The 16775-nt window shown below is 73.6% G+C and carries 12 protein-coding genes; 4 read left to right on the forward strand and 8 right to left on the reverse strand.

All coding sequences use genetic code 11. The annotated features are described in order from the left end of the window. Window positions 1-323 precede the first annotated feature (323 nt). Window positions 324-1553 carry a glycosyltransferase gene (locus ABZ854_RS22115; RefSeq protein WP_361213763.1) on the forward strand — a complete coding sequence of 410 codons (1230 nt, stop codon included), beginning with the start codon at window positions 324-326 and terminating at the stop codon, window positions 1551-1553. A 125-nt stretch (window positions 1554-1678) separates the two neighbouring features. On the opposite strand, the gene ABZ854_RS22120 is transcribed toward ABZ854_RS22115, so the two are convergent. Next, window positions 1679-2338, reverse strand: coding sequence for a TetR/AcrR family transcriptional regulator (locus ABZ854_RS22120; RefSeq protein WP_361213522.1), 660 nt, complete (start codon window positions 2336-2338; stop codon window positions 1679-1681). 169 nt (window positions 2339-2507) lie between these two features. Here ABZ854_RS22120 and ABZ854_RS22125 point away from each other — a divergent pair, with 169 nt between their 5' ends. Then, window positions 2508-3767: a YncE family protein gene (locus tag ABZ854_RS22125; protein ID WP_361213525.1), complete on the forward strand. Its 1260-nt coding sequence runs from the start codon at window positions 2508-2510 to the stop codon at window positions 3765-3767. Between the two features lie 39 nt (window positions 3768-3806). Here ABZ854_RS22125 and ABZ854_RS22130 read toward each other — a convergent pair whose 3' ends face one another. Further along, window positions 3807-5705, reverse strand: a complete 1899-nt coding sequence (locus tag ABZ854_RS22130) for a cellulase family glycosylhydrolase (RefSeq protein ID WP_361213528.1) — start codon at window positions 5703-5705, stop codon at window positions 3807-3809. A 74-nt stretch (window positions 5706-5779) separates the two neighbouring features. Next, complete coding sequence (locus ABZ854_RS22135) at window positions 5780-7759, reverse strand: translation factor GTPase family protein (RefSeq protein WP_361213531.1); 1980 nt, start codon at window positions 7757-7759, stop codon at window positions 5780-5782. Window positions 7760-7940: 181 nt separating this feature from the next. On the opposite strand from ABZ854_RS22135, the gene ABZ854_RS22140 reads away from it, so the two are divergent. Further along, a complete protein-coding gene (locus ABZ854_RS22140) occupies window positions 7941-9047 on the forward strand; it encodes an XdhC/CoxI family protein (RefSeq protein ID WP_361213534.1) in 1107 nt (368 codons plus the stop codon). A gap of 149 nt (window positions 9048-9196) precedes the next feature. Here ABZ854_RS22140 and ABZ854_RS22145 read toward each other — a convergent pair whose 3' ends face one another. From ABZ854_RS22145 to ABZ854_RS22165, 5 genes are all read right to left on the reverse strand, one after another. Continuing rightward, the gene (locus ABZ854_RS22145; protein ID WP_361213537.1) at window positions 9197-10621 is read right to left on the reverse strand and encodes an MFS transporter; all 1425 of its coding nucleotides are present in this window, start codon (window positions 10619-10621) and stop codon (window positions 9197-9199) included. A gap of 62 nt (window positions 10622-10683) precedes the next feature. Continuing rightward, a complete protein-coding gene (locus ABZ854_RS22150) occupies window positions 10684-11277 on the reverse strand; it encodes a GNAT family N-acetyltransferase (protein WP_361213540.1) in 594 nt (197 codons plus the stop codon). Window positions 11278-11300: 23 nt separating this feature from the next. After that, entirely contained in the window at window positions 11301-11801 is a 501-nt protein-coding gene (locus ABZ854_RS22155; protein WP_361213765.1) for a metallophosphoesterase, read from the reverse strand. Window positions 11802-11832: 31 nt separating this feature from the next. After that, on the reverse strand, window positions 11833-12834 hold the full coding sequence (locus tag ABZ854_RS22160) for an SDR family oxidoreductase (RefSeq protein ID WP_361213543.1): 1002 nt from the start codon (window positions 12832-12834) through the stop codon (window positions 11833-11835). 66 nt (window positions 12835-12900) lie between these two features. Next, window positions 12901-15945 (reverse strand): FAD-linked oxidase C-terminal domain-containing protein, encoded by a 3045-nt coding sequence (locus ABZ854_RS22165; RefSeq protein WP_361213546.1) that lies wholly within the window; start codon window positions 15943-15945, stop codon window positions 12901-12903. A gap of 176 nt (window positions 15946-16121) precedes the next feature. Here ABZ854_RS22165 and ABZ854_RS22170 point away from each other — a divergent pair, with 176 nt between their 5' ends. Then, window positions 16122-16559 carry a MarR family transcriptional regulator gene (locus ABZ854_RS22170; RefSeq protein WP_361213549.1) on the forward strand — a complete coding sequence of 146 codons (438 nt, stop codon included), beginning with the start codon at window positions 16122-16124 and terminating at the stop codon, window positions 16557-16559. The last annotated feature ends 216 nt before the right edge of the window (window positions 16560-16775 follow it).

Consider the following 16775-nt stretch of genomic DNA (forward strand, 5'->3'; position numbering starts at 1 on the left):
CTCGGCGTGCGCCCGGATCGCCCTCGTACTGGACGTACTCGGGTGATTCGGGCGTGCGGCGAGAGGGCGTGCCAGGCGTCGCGGGCCCACGAAGATCCGCCGGACAGGTCCTGGCGGCACGCATGCCCGCAGCTGGGTAGGACGGCCGCTGCCGGGTGGGCGCCGCCTCGCCCGGCGGGCGGCGGGGCTGCTGGGCTGTCCGCCGTGGCCTGAGGGCGGGAGGCCGGGGCCGCTCGATGGCCGCGACGGCTTCTTGGTCGTCGAGTCGTTCGGCATCCGGCGGGCGGGGCCGGGCCATACTGAGGGTCGTGCGTATCGCGATCATGACGGCGGGATCACGGGGTGACGTGGCCCCCTTCACCGGGCTCGGGCACGGGCTCACCCGGGCCGGACACGAGGTCACTCTGGTCACACACGGCTGCTTCGAGCCACTGGCCGAGGGGGCCGGCATCGGTTTCCACGCCCTTCCCGTGGACCCGCGGGCCGAACTGGAGTCCGCGTGGGGGCGTGAGCTGCACCGCAGTGCCAGCGGTGCGGGGAAGCTGGCGCGGATGGTCGTGATGGCGCGGCGGCTGGTCGGGCGGATGACCGACGATCTGGTGGCGGCGGCGCGCAGCAGTGACGTGCTCCTGCTGTCGGGCCCGCTGGGGCCCCTCGGGCACACGATCGCCGTGGGTCTGGGACTGCCGAGTATGGGCGTGTATCTGCAACCCCTCGCGCCCACCCGGGAGTTCGCGCCGCCGGTGCTCGGCGGCGGCTCGTGGGGCGGGGCCGGGAACCGGATCGCCGGGCACGGCGTGAACCTGGCGGTCGAGGAGGTCTGCGCGGCGGCGGTCCCCGCCGTGCGGGCCCGACTGGGCCTGCGCCGGGCGCGGGCGGGTGCGGCGCGGCGGGTCCGGGAGCGGCAGCGCTGGCCGGTGCAGCACGGGTTCAGCCCGCTGGTGGTGCCGAGGCCCCGGGACTGGCGGCCGGGCCTGGACGTGTCCGGCTACTGGTGGCCCCGCGACCCCGACGACCGCCTGCCCGACCCGCTGCCGGAGTTCCTCGCCGCCGGTCCGCCGCCCGTCTTCGTGGGCCTCGGGAGCGCGACCGTGCCCGATGCCGGCCAGCTGAGCGCCCGGGTCGTGGCGGCGCTGCGGCGGGCCGGGCTGCGCGGGGTGATCCAGCGCGGCTGGGGCGGGCTGGCCGCCGACGGGGACGACATGCTCACGATCGGCGAGGTGTCGCACGCCGCGCTGTTCCCGCGCATGGCCGCCGTGGTCCATCACGCGGGCGCCGGCACGACCGCGGCGGGTCTGCGGGCCGGGGTGCCGTCCGTGCCGGTCCCGATCCAGTTCGACGGCGGCTTCTGGGCGTCCCGACTGGTCCGGCTGGGCGTGGCCCCGGCCGCGGTCCCGCTCCGCGGGCTGACCGTCGAGGCGCTGTCCGGCGCCCTGATCCGGGCGACACGGGACCCGTCGTACGGCGAACGCGCCCGGGCCCTCGGCACCCGCGTCCGCGCGGAGGACGGGGTGGGCCCGGTGGTGGAGGCGGTAAGCCGTCTGGGCGGGTAGCCGGGTGAGCCGCCTGGGCGGATGGCCGGCTGGGCGGGGAGCCGCCTGGGTAGGTAGCCGGGCCGGCGGGCCGGACACGTGGGCGGCGGCCGATCAGCGGCGGCGATCCGCCCGTGGCCGGCTGCTCAGGACCCCCGGGTCCAGCCGTCCGGGCGGAGCATGCCCAGGAGGAGGCGGACCAGTTCGTCGACTACCTCGTCGAGCGTCGCGTCCACCCAGCCGGCGCTCCAGTCGTGCAGCAGACCGTTGACGCTGCCGATGAAGGCGGTCGCCGCGAGGCGGTAGTCGCGGGGGGCCGCCTCCCCGCGGGCCGCTGCCGCCTGGGCCTCGGCGCGGATGAGGTCGACCCAGCGGGCCCGGCGGGCGAGCCGCTGCTCCTCCAGTCGGGGGCTGACCCCGATGATCTCGACGAAGGCGATGCGGATGCGGCGCGGGTCGGAGGTCACGTCCCGGGCGTAGGCGCGGAACAGGACCGTCACCCGCTCGGCCAGCGGCAGCCCCTCCGCCGCCGTGAGTGCGGCCAGCACAGCCTGCTCGGCCCAGCCGTTGACCTCCAGGTGCAGCGCGGCGAGGACGTCCTCCAGGGTGCGGAACTCCTCATAGAACTGCCGGGTGGAGAGACCGGCCGCCTGACTGAGCGCGGCCACGGTGGTCCCCCCGTAGCCGGGCTCGTCGCCGAACAGCCGCAGCGCGGCCTCCAGGAAGCGACGTCGGCGCTCGGCCTGCCGTTCCTCCGCGGAGCGTCCGCCGTACCGGCCCGTCGGTGCCCTGAGCCTGCCCGCCACGGTCCCACCCCCTTCTCCGACCGTCGGCCAATTTTGTCGTGTACGCATCTTGCGGAGTAGGCCGCCCCCTCCTTACTTTCCAGTAAGTCCACTGTGAATGCGCCCGTGTTCAGATTTGACGACCCGCTGCCGCACGCGCGTTCCCCCACACCCAGAGGAGAGAGCAGTCATGCCTGCTTCGAGAACCAGGCACCTTTGCTCCGTGGCCGCCGCCCTCGTCCTGACCGTCACCGGCCCCGCCACCGCCGCCTCCGCCGCCACCTCCGGCTCCGCGGACCCGGCGCTGCGCGAGGTGATGTTCGTGGGCAACAACTGGGACGGCACCGCCGATGTCATCAAGTCCACCGGCGACTTCGCGAAGATCGGCCGAATCGACGTCATCCCCGACAAGGACCAGCGGATGGCCGAGATCAACGCCGACCCGATCAAGTGGATCTACTTCCAGGCGATCCGCAACAGCGTCGGCGAGGGACACGACCAGTTCGCCGACGACATGTACTCCACCCCGGACGGCAGGTCGGTCGTGGTCTCCCGGCCGAGCTTCGCGGACGTCGTCTCCATCGACCTGGCCACCGGAAGGATCAACTGGCGCTTCCCCGTGGCCGGTTACCGCGCCGACCACATGGCGGTCTCCCCCGACGGCAGGCGTGTCGCCGTCTCCGCCTCCACCGCCGACGTCGTACAGGTGCTGGACATCGACACCGGGAAGGAACTCGGTCGGTTCGCGACGGGCGACAAGCCGCACGAGAACATCTTCACCAAGGACGGCAAGTACATCTGGGACATGTCCATCGGGGAGGTCAACACCTCCCTGGACAGCCCCGGCTGGGACTGGACCAAGGGCGACCGGCACATCACCGTCGTGGACGCGACGACGTACAAGCAGGTCAAGGTCATCGACATGCGGCAGCGGCTGGACGCCTTCGGGCTGAAGGACTTCTCCGACGCGCTGCGCCCGGCCGTGTTCTCCCCCGACGAGTCGAAGTTCTACTTCCAGGTGTCGTTCTTCAACGGCTTCTTCGAGTACGACGTCGCCACCGACAAGATCACCCGGATGAAGACACTGCCGAAGAACCCCGCGACCAGCGACGACCGCACCACCATGGTCAACGACTCGCGCCATCACGGCCTGTCCATGAACCCCTCGGGCACCAAACTGTGCGTCGCGGGCACGATGGACGACTACGCGACCGTGGTCGACCGGGCCACGCTGCAGGAGGGCCCGCTGGTCGCGGCCTCGAAGCCGTACTGGGCGACGGTCAGCGGCGACGGCAAGGACTGCATCATCTCCGAGAGCGGCGCCGACCAGGTCACGGCCATCGACTTCGCCACCGGCGAGAAGGTGACGTCCGTGGCGGTCGGGGACCACCCGCAGCGCGTCCGGCTGGGGCACGTCCAGGCCGACTGGCACGGCCCGAGCGGGAGTTGACGCGGGCCGGCCTCCCCCGAGGGGCCGACCACGCGGCTCTCAGAAGTGTGCCGCCGCCCACCCGGCCAGCTCGGAGCGCGCCGCGTCCAGCAGGGCGGCGGACGGGTTCGCGGCGCCGTTGGTGACCAGCGCGTAGTGCAGGGTGCCGGCGTCGGTGTCGGTCAGCAGCAGCCGCCTGCTGCCGGTGCCGCCCGGCTCGGGCGCCACGCCCACCGGCGCCGACGGGGTGTACACGGGCGGCGCGAAGACGGTGCCCAGGTCGGAGACGACGGTGGTCGCCGAGGCGGGGAAGGACGCCGGGAGGTGCAGTTCGGTGGGTGCGCTGCCGTCGCCCGAGCGCCACACCAGCAGCCCGTACTGGCCCGAGCCGACCAGCCGGGCCACGTTCGGCAGGGAGGGCGGCACCGGGTTCCAGGTGAGTGTGGCCGCGCCGTCGCGGGAGCGGTCCTCGTAGGTGAAGGCGAGGGCAGACCCGGCAGTGGCCGCGGGATAGATCCGGTCCAGCAGGCGGGCGTCCTGACGCAGCGTCACCCGACCCGAGTCGTCGAGGCGTACGGCGGACAGGTCCTCGTCGTTCCAGGCGTCGGCCGCGGTGCGGACCTTGCCGGGGTCGCCGTTCATCAGCTCGTGGTGGCGGCCGCTGTAGAGGTCCCACTGCCACTGGGAGCCGGAGAGCACCGGGCCGGACCCCGCCGGGTCCGTCCACCAACGCGCCCCGGGGACAAGGGAGTCGAGTGCCTGGTACATGGCCTTGAGGACGGTGGGCGCCTTGTCGGACACGAGGCCGGACAGCGGGTGCCCGAACTCGCTGACGACGGCCGCGGTCCCGGCGGCCGACGCGCGGTCGCGGACCGTGCCGAGGTCGGCGGTGTACTGGCCGTCGGCCGCCTTGCCCCACATGAGGATCCCGGAGATCGCCTTCTGGTCGTAGAAGTGCGTGTTGAAGACGTAGCGGGGGCCGAGCGTGCCCGCGTCCAGCAGGCCGCCTTCCTGCCTCTGCGAGGAGATGTCTGCGTTCCAGAACAGGTTCGGTTCGACGAGGGCGGGCTTGTCCTGCCAGCCGGCCGCGTCCATCCGGGCACGGAACCGCTGGTAGAAGGGCCACAGCAGGTCCTGCTCCCAGGTGCGGGAGGTCTGCCCGGACTCATAGGCGCCCGCGTACGGCTCGTTGCAGGGGTCGAAGCCCACGATGCCCGCGAAACCGGCCTCACCGAGGTGCTGCCGGAGGTAGGTCATCGTGGCCCCGGCCGTGTCGAGAAACGCGTCCTGGACGCCGTGGGCGTTGTGCCAGAAGTCGTACTGCGCCTGCCGCACGGCGGTGTTCTGGGTGATGTTCTGCCCCCAGAAGAGGCAGATGCCGCAGGACTCCTTGGGGTAACCACCGGCTTCCACCGCCCACTTGGGAGCACCGTCGCCGGTGTACCAGCTGCCCTCGTCGAACAGGTACCGGGAGTAGAGGTCCTGGTGGAAGTCGGGGTAGACGCGGATACCGGCGTCGAGGAAGGCCCGCATCTGCGCGGTGGCGGCGGCCAGGTAGGCGGTGTCCACCTGGCCGCGCCCGGGTTCGGCGCGGGCCCAGGAGAGCAGGAAGCGGACCGCGTTGCCGCCGCCGAGGGCGCGCAGCGCGGTCGCGGACTTCTCGGCGTCGGCGACGGAGGCGAAGGGCAGTCCGCCGTTCTCCGCGAGCTTGGTCTCGCCGGATACGTTGTAGCCGCGCAGGACGATCTCGCGGCCCTGCCCGTCGGTGAAGCGGCCGTCCCGAACGGTGAGCGGGGCGCCGTCGAACCAGAGGGAGCCGGAGGGGGTGGTCGCGGTGGCCGGCGAGGCGCCCGCGGTGGCCGGCGAGGCGCTCGCGGGGACGGGCGCGGCGCCCGCCACCGTCAGGAATCCGCAGAGGACGACCAGAGCGACCAGCAGACGTGCCCGGACAGTCGGCATGCCCCCTACCGTCCGGCGATGTCCGGTCGACGTCAATAGGTTCTGACCCACGAGTAAGTTGACTACAAGTCAGATCAGTTGCCCCCGTCCGCCGTTCTGCGGGTGACGTTCAGCAGGTACTCCTTGCGGTCGAGCGGGTTGTGGTCGGTGCGCGGCCGCTCGGGCGGCGTGGTGCCGGTGAAGGGCGCGTAGTGGTCGAAGGCGCTCTCCAGCTCGCCCTCCCCGCGGGTCAGTCCCGGCAGCCGCTGTCCGAGGGCGTGCACCCGGGCGGCGGGTACGGTCCCCTCCAGTACGCAGGTGTCGCCGCGCGTCCAGGTGGTCCGCGGTACGGCCCGTGACCGGGTCAGCAGCGGCAGCAGCGCGCCCAGGGTGTCCGCCGGGGCGTCGACGCGGAAGCGGTGCATGGGCTCGTACACCCGGCTGCCGGCCCGGCGCAGGGCCTCGACGAGGACCAGCGGGGTCAGGCACCGGAAGTCGTAGCCGGTGCTCGACATGCTCTTGTCGAAGCCCTGGTGGGCGTGGCTCTGCCGGGGCGAGTAGCCCGAGTGGGTCATGGTGACCGCGCAGTCGGTGACCTGCCAGCCGTGCAGTCCCTGGGCGAGGGTCTCGCGGACGGTGTCCTCGACGGCCTTGAAGAAGGCGTACGGCATGGAGCCCAGCTCCACTTCCAGGCCGAAGCGCACGCCCGAGCCGGGCGGGGCCTCCTCTACGCGCAGGCCGACGGTGGCGAGGAACGGGTTGCCGTCCTTCTTGTTGAACTCCACGGCCCAGCCGCTGCCGGCCGGGCGCTCGACGCACAGGGTGGTGGTCTCGCGGAAGGTGACGTCCAGGCCGTACTCGTCGGCGAGGGTCGCCTGGACGACCTCCTTCTGCACCTCGCCGTACAGGGACACGGAGGTCTCCTGGCGCACCTCGTCGTGGCGGACGCCGATGAGCGGGTCCTGTTCGGCCAGTTGGGTGAGGGCGAGGTGCAGCCGGCCCCGGTCGGTGCCGGGGCGGGGGACGACGACGGACTCCAGGGTGGGCGGCGCGAAGTGGTGCTCGCCGGCCCGGCCCGGACTGCCGAGCGCGTCGCCGATCCGGATGCCGCCGAGGCCCCACACGCGGGCGATGCGGCCGGCGCCGGCGGCGTCCGCGCGCCGGTCCGTGCCCCGGTCGAAGACACCGAGCGCGGTGACCCGGCCCTCCTCGCGGCCGTCGCCGACCGGGATCCGGTCGCGGACGCGCAGGGTGCCGGAGAAGATCCGCGCATAGGCGACCTTCTCCCCCGCCGGGCCGCGTTCGACCTTGAACACGGTGCCGGACAGCGGGCCGTCGGCCGTGCCGCCCGCGGCGGGCAGCAGCCGTTCGACGCCGTCGATCAGTTCGGGTACGCCCGTTCCGGTGAGGGCGGAGCCGAAGTACACCGGATGGACGAGCGCCTTGGCGGTCTGCTCGGCGAGGGCGCCGCGCAGGCGGTCGCCGGTGAGGCGGCCGTTCACATAGGCGGCGAGCAGATCGTCGTCGTGGTCGGTGAGCGCGTCCAGGGCGGACGGGGCGAGGCCCGGGACGAAGTGGGCGGCAGGGCAGCCCGGTTCGGCCGCGGCACCCATCGGGACGAGCGGGACGGCCAGGGTGCTGGCCATGTCCCGGAGCAGGTCCTCGCCGCGGGCGCCCCGCCGGTCGATCTTGTTGACGAAGACGAGGGTGGGGATGCCCAGCCGGCGCAGGGTGCGCATCAGCACCCTGGTCTGCGCCTGCACGCCCTCGACGGCCGAGACGACCAGGACGGCGCCGTCGAGCACGCCGAGCACCCGCTCCACCTCGGCGATGAAGTCCGGGTGGCCGGGGGTGTCGAGCAGGTTGACGGTCACGGTGTCGAGCGGGAACGACACGACCGCCGATTTGATGGTGATACCGCGCTGCCGTTCCAGCGCGAGGGTGTCGGTCGTCGTGCTGCCGGCGCCGACGCTGCCGATCTCTTCGATGACTCCGGCCGTGTGCAGGAGCCGTTCGGTCAGGCTGGTCTTACCGGCGTCGACATGGGCGAGGATTCCCAGGTTGAGCATGTGCACGAAGCGTCATGTCCTTGAGTGAGTGGGTGATTCCTTCCTGGGTGGACATGAACGGTGCGCGCATGATCGCTCCTGACGGTGTGGGGGACTCGACCGGGGAAGTGCAGCAGACCGGCGGCCACCGCGCCAACGGATTAACGTTCAACTACAGCTCGCCGTGGGGCGGGCCGAGGAGCGGACGATGCGCGAGATTCTCGCCGTGCTGGAGCGGTGGTACGCCGCCGGTGAGCCGTTCGGCCTGGCCACGGTCGTCGCGGTCAGCCGCAGCGCGCCGCGCGGCCCCGGCGCGGCGATGGCGGTCGGCCCGGACGGCGAGGTCGCGGGCAGCGTCTCCGGAGGCTGTGTGGAGGGCGCGGTGTTCGAGCTGGCCCAGGAGGTGCTCTCCGACGGTACGGCGCGGACGGCGACGTACGGCTACAGCGACGAGGACGCCTTCGCGGTCGGGCTGACCTGCGGCGGCGAGATCACCGTCCTGGTGCGGCGCGTCACCCCGGCGGCGGATCCCGCCTTCGGCGCGGTCGCCGCGTCGGTGGCGGCCGGTGAGCCGGTCACCGTGGCCACGGTGGTCGACGGGCCGGCCCCGCACGGAGCGAGCCTGGCCGTGTGGCCCGACACGGAGGCGGGCGGTCTGGGCGCGCCGGGACTCGATGCGGCGGTGACCGCCGACGCGCGCGGTGAGCTGGCCCAGGGTGCGACGGGTCTGCGGCACTACGGCGCCCAGGGGGAGCGGCGCGAGGACGCTGTCGGGGTGTTCCTGCAGTCGTTCGCGCCGCCGCCGCGGATGCTGGTGTTCGGTGCCATCGACTACGCGGCGGCCGTGGCCCGGATCGGGGACTTCCTCGGCTACCGGGTGACGGTGTGCGACGCCCGCCCGGTGTTCGCCACGCCCCGGCGCTTCCCGGCGGGCGTGGAGGTCGTCGTGGACTGGCCGCACCGGTATCTGCGGGGCACGGACACCGACGAGCGGACGGTGATCTGTGTCCTCACCCACGACCCGAAGTTCGACGTGCCGCTGCTGCGGGAAGCGCTGCGCCGCCCGGCCGCCTACGTCGGCGCGATGGGCAGCCGCCGCACCCACGAGGACCGCCTGCGCCACCTGGCCGACGCCGGCCTCACCCCCGCCGACCTCTCCCGCCTCCGCTCCCCCATCGGCCTGGACCTCGGCGCTCGCACCCCGGAGGAGGTGGCCGTCTCGGTGGCGGCGGAGATCGTCGCCCTCCGCTGGGGCGGCACCGGGTCACCCCTGACGGCGACGCCGGGAGCGATCCATCCGCGCACGCGGAAGTGAGGTGGGGGGCCGCCGACCCACGGTGGCGTGCCCGGGGGGCGCCGGGCCGGGGGCGGGGCGCCGGGCCGGGGGCGGGGCGCCGGCCCACGCCGGTGCCTCCGGGCGGAGCCGCCCAGGGGCCGGCTGCCGTGTCGTCGCCCGTCCTTTTTTCAGCGGCGGCGGGGCAGGAAGGTGCCCGGTAGCAGGGACAGGGCGAGGAGGGCGGTCGCCGTGTACAAAGCGGCGGAGCCGAGGGCGACCGTGTGGAAGCCGTGCAGGAAGCTGGTCCGGTCGCTCGGTGGGCCGGCGATGGCGCCCGCCACGGCGATGCCGATCGCGCCGCCGGTCTGGCGGGCGGTGTTGTTGACGGCCGAGGCCAGGCCGGAGCGTTCGGCGGGGACGGCCGAGATGGCCGCGGCGACCACGGCGGGCGTGAGCAGACCGCAGCCGACGCCCCAGAGGAGGAACGCGGGCACCAGCAGGGCGGAGCCGGCGTGGGCGTCGGCCCGGGTGAGCAGGGCGAGCCCGGCCGCGGCTACGAGCAGCCCGGCGGCGGCCGGTACGCGGGCGCCGATGCGGCTGGTGATCCGGCCGCCGAGCAGCGCGAACACCGCCAGCGGGCTGAACAGCGGCAGCATCGCCAGGCCCGCCCCGAACGCCGACCGGCTCTGCACCGACTGCAGGAACAGCGGCAGTACGAACAGCGTGCCCAGGGTGCACAGGTTCATGATCCCGGCGGTGAGGTTGGCGGCGCCGAACGCCGGGCGGCGCAACAGGGCGAGCGGCACCATGGCGCTGTCGCCGCGCCGGGCCTCGGCCGCGACGAGTCCGGCGAGGGCGAGCGCGGCGACGACGGCGGAAACCAGTACCGGGGGCGCCGTCGCCCCGGCGCGCCCGCCCTCGATGAAGGCGTACGTCGTCGCCAGCAGCGCCAGGCCGCCGAGCAGCAGCCCGGGCAGATCCAGGCGGGGGGCGTCCTCGTCCCGGCTCTCGCGGACAACGGCCCGCGACCGGAGCAGGGCCACGAGCACGATCGGCACGTTGACCAGGAAGATCGCCCGCCAGCCGAGACCGTCGGTGAGGGCGCCGCCGAGCAGCGGGCCCGCGGGCAGGGCGAGGCTCCCCACGCCCGCCCACACGCCGATCGCACGGGCCCGTTCCGCCGGGTCGGGGAAGGCGCGGCCGATGATGGCCAGCGTGCCCGGCAGCAGCAGGGCGGCGCCGACGCCCTGGACGACCCGGGCCGCCACGAGCACGGGCACGTCCGGGGCGAGCCCGCACCCGAGGGACCCGGCGCCGAACACGGCGAGGCCCGCGAGCACGACGCGCTTGTGGCCGTACCGGTCGCCCGCCGTGCCGCTGGCGAGCATGAGCGAGGCCAGGGCCAGCGCGTAGGCGTCGACCATCCACTGAAGGCCGGCGATGTCCGTGCCCAGCCCGGAACCGATCGCGGGCAGCGCGACGTTGACGATGGTCACGTCGAGCAGCACCAGGAAGTAGCCGGCGCACATGACGACGAGGACGGTGTACGGCGAGCCGCCGCGGACGCGGGGAGTACCGGTGCGGCGCAGCAGGGTCAGCGGTGACTCGGGCATACGTCACGGGTACCACGGGCCACTGACACCACCCCCGGCCGGCCGGAGGCCCGTGCGCCCGCTCAGACGTCCCCGGCGACCCGGGCGTGCAGGTGCTGGTCGTGCCAGCCGTCGGCGTGCAGCAGGGCGCTGCGCTGGACGCCCTCGAAGGCGTAGCCGGCCTTCTCGGCGACCCGGCAGGAGGCGGGGTTGGCCGCCGAGTGGCACAGGCGCAGGCGGTGCAGCCCGAGGTCGTCCAGCGCCCATGTGCTGAGCCGGCGGGTGGCCCGGCCGACGAGCCCGCCGCCCCGGGCCTCGGGCAGGACCCAGTAGACGACCTCGGCACTGCCGCCCGCGAGATCGACGTCGTTGAGCCCGACGAGGCCGACGGCCGCCCGGCCGGGCGGGCCCACGGCCCAGACGGCGCCGGTCTCGGAGCGCCACCGCTCGTGCATGCGGCTGATCCGCTGCCGGGCCTCTTCCCGGTCGGCGACGGAGAACAGGTTCCACCGGCGGATCGCCGGGTCGCGGCCGGCGGCGAGGAGCGCGTCGGCGTCGGCGTCGTCCGCGCGCCAGGGCCGCAGTTCGGCGCCGCCGGGCAGGCCGAGCACGGGCTGGCCCGCCCCGGCCATGCGTCCGGCGGGTACGACGGCGGGTATGCCGGAGCTGGAGATCATCGCGGCATCGTGTCACAGGTCGCTCACCGGGGCGGCAGGCGGTGCAGGGTGACGTCGGTGAGCGTGCCGTCGGCGATCTCGGCGGTGAGGTACGTGCAGTGCGGCTGGCGGCGCCGGTCGGTCGGGGAGCCGGGGTTGAGCAGGCGGAGGCCGGTCGGGGCGGTGGTGTCCCAGGGGATGTGGCTGTGGCCGAAGACGAGGACGTCCAGGCCGGGGAAGCGCGTCGCGCAGCGGGCCTCGCGGCCCTGGGCGGGACCGGTCTCGTGGACCACGCCGAAGCGGAGCCCGCCGAGGTCGGCGTGGGCGACCTCGGGGAGGCGGGCGCGCAGTTCCGGGCCGTCGTTGTTGCCGTACACCCCGATCAGCCGGCGACTGCGACTCTGCAGCAGGTCGAGCGTGGCAGTGTCGACCCAATCGCCGGCGTGTACGACGACGTCGGCGCGCGGGAGTTCGGCGAGCAGCGGGTCCGGGAGCCGCTTGGCCCGCTTGGGGAGATGGGTGTCGGACATCAGCAGCAGGCGCACGGCTCTCACCTCAGGGAGTCACCTCAGGGAGTCATGAGGTCAGGCGGCGGATGCCGGTGACCGCGCCGGCGAGTACGGCGCCCGCGCCGACGGCGGTGGCGGCGGGGTGTCGTACGAAGGTCTCCTGCCAGGACCGGGAGTGGGCGCTGTCGTCGAAGGAGCCGTGGGCGCCCTGGTCGTCGGCGGCTGTCCGGTCGGCCGGTTCGAAGAGGTTGTCCAGGCCGGCCGGCGGGATGCTGTCGGTCTGCTGGGAGTCGAAGCCGGTGCGGGCGAGGTAGCGGTCGAGCAGGGCCGGGGCGAACCGGTTGGCCCAGGTCGTGGCCACGGTCGTGGCGCCGATGTAGTACTGCTTGCGCGTGGGGTGGTCGGCCGCGTAGGCGACTCCGCGGGCGGCGACCTCCGGCTGGTAGATCGGCGGGACCGGCATCGGGTGCTTGGACAGCTTCGAGCGCACCCATTCGAACTGGGGCGTGTTGACGGCGGGCATCTGGGCGACGGTGACGTGGACGTTGCTGCCGCGGTGCAGGAGTTCGACGCGCAGGGAGGAGGTGAACCCGTTGATGGCGTGCTTGGCGCCGCAGTACGCGGACTGCAGCGGGATGGACCGCTCACCGAGCGCGGAGCCCACCTGTACGACGGTGCCGCGGTCGCGGGGCAGCATGCGCTTCAGGGCGGTGCGGGTGCCGTTGACGAAGCCGAGGTAGGTGACGTCGGTGATGCGCTTGTACTCCTCGGCGGTGATCTCGTCGAAAGGCGCGAAGACGCTGGCGAAGGCGCAGTTGATCCAGATGTCGATCGGCCCGAACGCCTGCTCGGCGGCCTCCGCGACGGCCTCCACCTGGTCGGGGTCGGCGACGTCGGCGGCCTGTACGAGGGGGCGTCCGCCGAGGACGGCGACCTCGTCGGCCGCTTCCTCCAGGCCGCCCTTGCCGCGCGCGACCAGGACGACGTCCGCGCCGCGCCGGGCGAACAGGCGGGCGGTGGCGCGGCCGATCCCGGCGCTGGCTCCGGTGATGACGACGGTGGGAGGCATGTCAGTTCCTTTCGGCGACGTGGGCGGCGCGGGTGCGGTGGCGGGTGTTCCGGGGTGTCCCGGCGGTCATCGGTTCCTCCGCAGCCGCAGGGCCGCGCCGGTCCCGGCCGCGGCGGCGAGGGCGGCGGCGGAGGCGGTCGTGGCCCAGCGGGCGGTGCGGGAGGGCCGGTCCGGGCGGACGGCGAGGCGTTCGGGCATGCTGCTGGGCAGGTTGCCGTCGAGCCCGAGGGCGAGGACCTCGGCGAGGTGCAGGGCGCGGCGACCGGTGCCGCCCTCCTCGATCTGGGTGCGGCAGCTGAAGCCGTCGGCGAGGACGACGCTGTCGGGGGCGGCTCCGCGCACGGCGGGCAGGACGCCTTGTTCGGCGACGGCCATGGAGACCTCGTGGTGGCCGCGTTCGAAGCCGAAGTTGCCGGCGAGGCCGCAGCAGCCCTCGTCGAGGACGTCGGCGTCGAGGTGGGCCCGGCGCATCAGTTCGCGGTCGGCGTCGAATTTCATGATGGCGTGCTGGTGGCAGTGGGTCTGCACGGTCGCCTGCCGGGTCACCCGGGGCGGCTGCCAGTCGTCGGGGGCGTGGTGCACGAGCTGTTCGGCGAAGGTGCGGACCTGCCCGGCCAGCCGCTGCACGTCCTGGTCGGCGGGCATGAGTTCGGGTGCGTCGGAGCGGAACACGGCGGTGCAGGAGGGTTCGAGGCCGATGACCGGGGTGCCGGCGTCCAGATAGGGGCGCAGCACGTCGAGGGTGCGGCGCAACACCTTCTGCGCGACGGTCAGTTGCCCGGTGGAGATCCAGGTCAGGCCGCAGCAGACCGGCTCGGCGGGTACGGCGACCCGGAAGCCGGCGTCCTCAAGGACCCGGACGGCGGAGATGGCGATGGAGGGATGGAAGTAGGCGGTGAAGGTGTCGGGCCACAGGACGACGGTGCGGGGGTCGGCCGGGTCGGGCTCCTCATGGCCGCGGTCCTGCCACCACTGCTGGAAGGACTGCTTGGCGAACACCGGTGCGGAGCGGGCCCCGTCGACGCCGGCCAGGCGTTTGCCGGCGCCGGACACGCCGGGCGCGTGGAGCGCGGCGTTGACCAGGGAGGGGGCGACGCGGGAGAGCCGGGCGAGGACCGGGAGCCAGCCCAGGGAGTAGTGGGACGCCGGGCGGACGCGGCCCTCGTAGTGGTGGGCCATGAACTCCGCCTTGAGGGTCGCCATGTCGACACCGGTGGGGCAGTCCGACTTGCAGCCCTTGCAGGCCAGGCACAGGTCGAGGGCGTCGCGCACCTCGGTGGAGCGCCAGCCGTCCTTGATCGCGGAGTCGGCGTGGCCGTCGAGCATCTCGAACAGCAGCCGGGCCCTGCCCCGGGTGGAGTGCTCCTCCTCCATCGTGGCCCGGTACGAGGGGCACATCACGCCGCCGGAGTGGCCGCGGCAGTTGCCGATGCCGACGCAGCGCATCACCGCGCGGTTGAAGGAGTGCTCGTCCTCCGGGAAGTCGAAGTGGGTGTCGGAGGTGTTCGGGCGCCAGGCCGGCCCGAGGCGGAGCTGGCCGTCGACCGGGTTGGGGTCCACGATCTTGCCGGGGTTCATCCGGTTGCCCGGGTCGAACAGCTCCTTCAGCTCGCCGAACGCGGTCACCAGGCGTTCGCCGAACATCCGGACGAGCAGTTCGCCGCGGGACTGTCCGTCGCCGTGCTCTCCGGAGAGGGAGCCGCCGTAGGAGGCGACGAGGTCGGCGGCGCGTTCCACGAAGCGGCGGAAGTCGGCGACGCCCTCGGCCGTCTTGAGCCCGAAGGGGATACGGGTGTGGACGCAGCCCTGGCCGAAGTGGCCGTACAGGGAGGGGTGGTCGTAGTCGAACTCCTCGAACAGGCCCTTGAGGTCGCGGAGATAGTCGCCGAGCCGCTCGGGCGGGACCGCGGAGTCCTCCCAGCCCTCCCAGGTCTCCCGGTCGTCCGGCGGCCGGGCGGTGACGCCTAGGCCGGCCTCACGGGCCTTCAGCATCTCCTGTTCGCGGTCGGGGTCGTCGGAGAAGGCGACCCGGTCGTCCTTCTCGCTGCGGCCGAGTGCGCGCAGCAGCGAGTGGGCCTGTTCGTCGACCTCGTCCTGGGTGTCGCCGGAGAACTGCACCATCAGCCAGCTGTCGCCCTCGGGCAGCACCTCCAGGGAGTCCAGGTAGGCGCCCTCCTCGTGCATCAGCTGGGCCATGCGCCCGTCGAGGGCCTCCAGTTGGGTGGGCGAGCAGTGCTCCAGCAGGACGGAGACGTCGTCGCCGGCGGCGCAGATGTCGTCGTAGCCGAGGACGAGCAGCGACTGGTACGCCGGCACGGGTACGAGGTCCAGTTCGGCGCGCAGCACGGTGACCAGGGTGCCCTCGCTGCCGACCAGGGCCTTGGCCACGTCGAAGCCGTTCTCGGGCAGCAGGGAGTCGAGGTTGTAGCCGGAGACGCGGCGCGGGATCTTCGGGTAGCCGCGCCGGATGTCGGCGAGGTACTCCTCGGCGATGCGGTCGAGGCCGGCGTAGATCCGGGCGAGCGGGCCGCCCTCGTCGGCGATGCGGGCGCGTTCAGCGGCGGAGGCCGGGCCGACCCAGGCGCGGGTGCCGTCGTAGGTGAGGATCTCCAGGCGGCGCACGCTGTCCACGGTCTTGCCGTACGCCTGGGCGGAGGAGCCGCAGGAGTTGTTGCCGATCATGCCGCCGAGGGCGCAGTGGCTGTGGGTGGAGGGCTTGGGCCCGAACTGCAGTTTGTGGTCGGCGAGGCGCCGGTTGAGTTCGTCCAGGACGATGCCGGGTTCCACCACGCAGACGCGCCGGTCGGGGTCGACGGAGATCAGCTGGTGGCAGTACTTGGTCCAGTCGATGACGACGGCCGTGTTGGTCGTCTGCCCGGCGAGGCTGGTGCCGCCGCCGCGGGACAGGACGGGGGCGTCGAAGCGTGCGCACACGGAGACCGCCCGGGCGCCGGCCTCCACGGTGCGGGGCACGACCACGCCGATGGGTACCTGCCGGTAGTTGGAGCCGTCGGTGACGTAGGCGCCGCGGCTGCCCGCGTCGAAGCGGACCTCGCCGTCCACTTCGGCGCGCAGCGCCGCCTCGAGGCCCGACAAGTCCGCAAGGGTCATCTGCGCTCCCTGTGATCGCTGGCGTACCGGCTCTTCCAGGACCAGCGGGTACCCCGCTCTTGTCCTGTGCAACGGCCCGCCGGGAATTCCACCCGACCGCACGCGTCCCACATCGTCAGTCGAAACTGAACAGTTCGAGCTGGACAGTTTCTCCTGCCGGTTCTAGGGTGGCGGGCATGGACGAGATCTCCGACTCGGCCGCGCGGGCCGCGCGTGACCTGCGCGTGGTGTTCAGCCGGCTGCGGCGCCGCATCCGCGAGGTGGCGCAGGACACCGACCTCTCCCCCTCGCAGGAGTCGGCGCTCACGCTCGTCGGCAAGCACGGCGCCGCCACGGCCAGCGCGCTCGCCGCGGCGGAGGGCGTCCGGCCGCAGTCGATGGCCACCACCCTGGCCGCCCTGGACCAGCACGGTCTGATCCGCCGCGCCCCCGACCCGGAGGACGGGCGCCGTCAACTGGTCACGCTCACCGAGACGGGCCGGGCCCGGATCGAGGGCAACCGCCAGGTGCGCGAGGAGTGGCTGGCCCGCGCCTTCCAGGACCGCTACAGCGAGCAGCAGCGGGAGACGGTCCTCGCGGCACTGGCCCTGATGGACCGGCTGTCCCGCCCGTGAACCACCGGTACGACGGCGCGGGCGGCCCGGGCCACGCGCGCCCGGCCGGCCGCCATCACAGCGGCGGCACGCCCGTCCCCGTCGCCCGACGCCTCGGGGGGCGGCTCCCGCCCCTCTCTCCTACGCGTACACCGAGGAGACGTCGGGCCCCGGCCCTTCTGCCGGGCCGGCCGGCCCGGCTCCGATCGCGCCCGTCGGCGCCGCCCCGCGCCGGCG

It is taken from the genome of Streptomyces sp. NPDC047028 (assembly GCF_040644095.1).
Classification (GTDB): domain Bacteria; phylum Actinomycetota; class Actinomycetes; order Streptomycetales; family Streptomycetaceae; genus Streptomyces.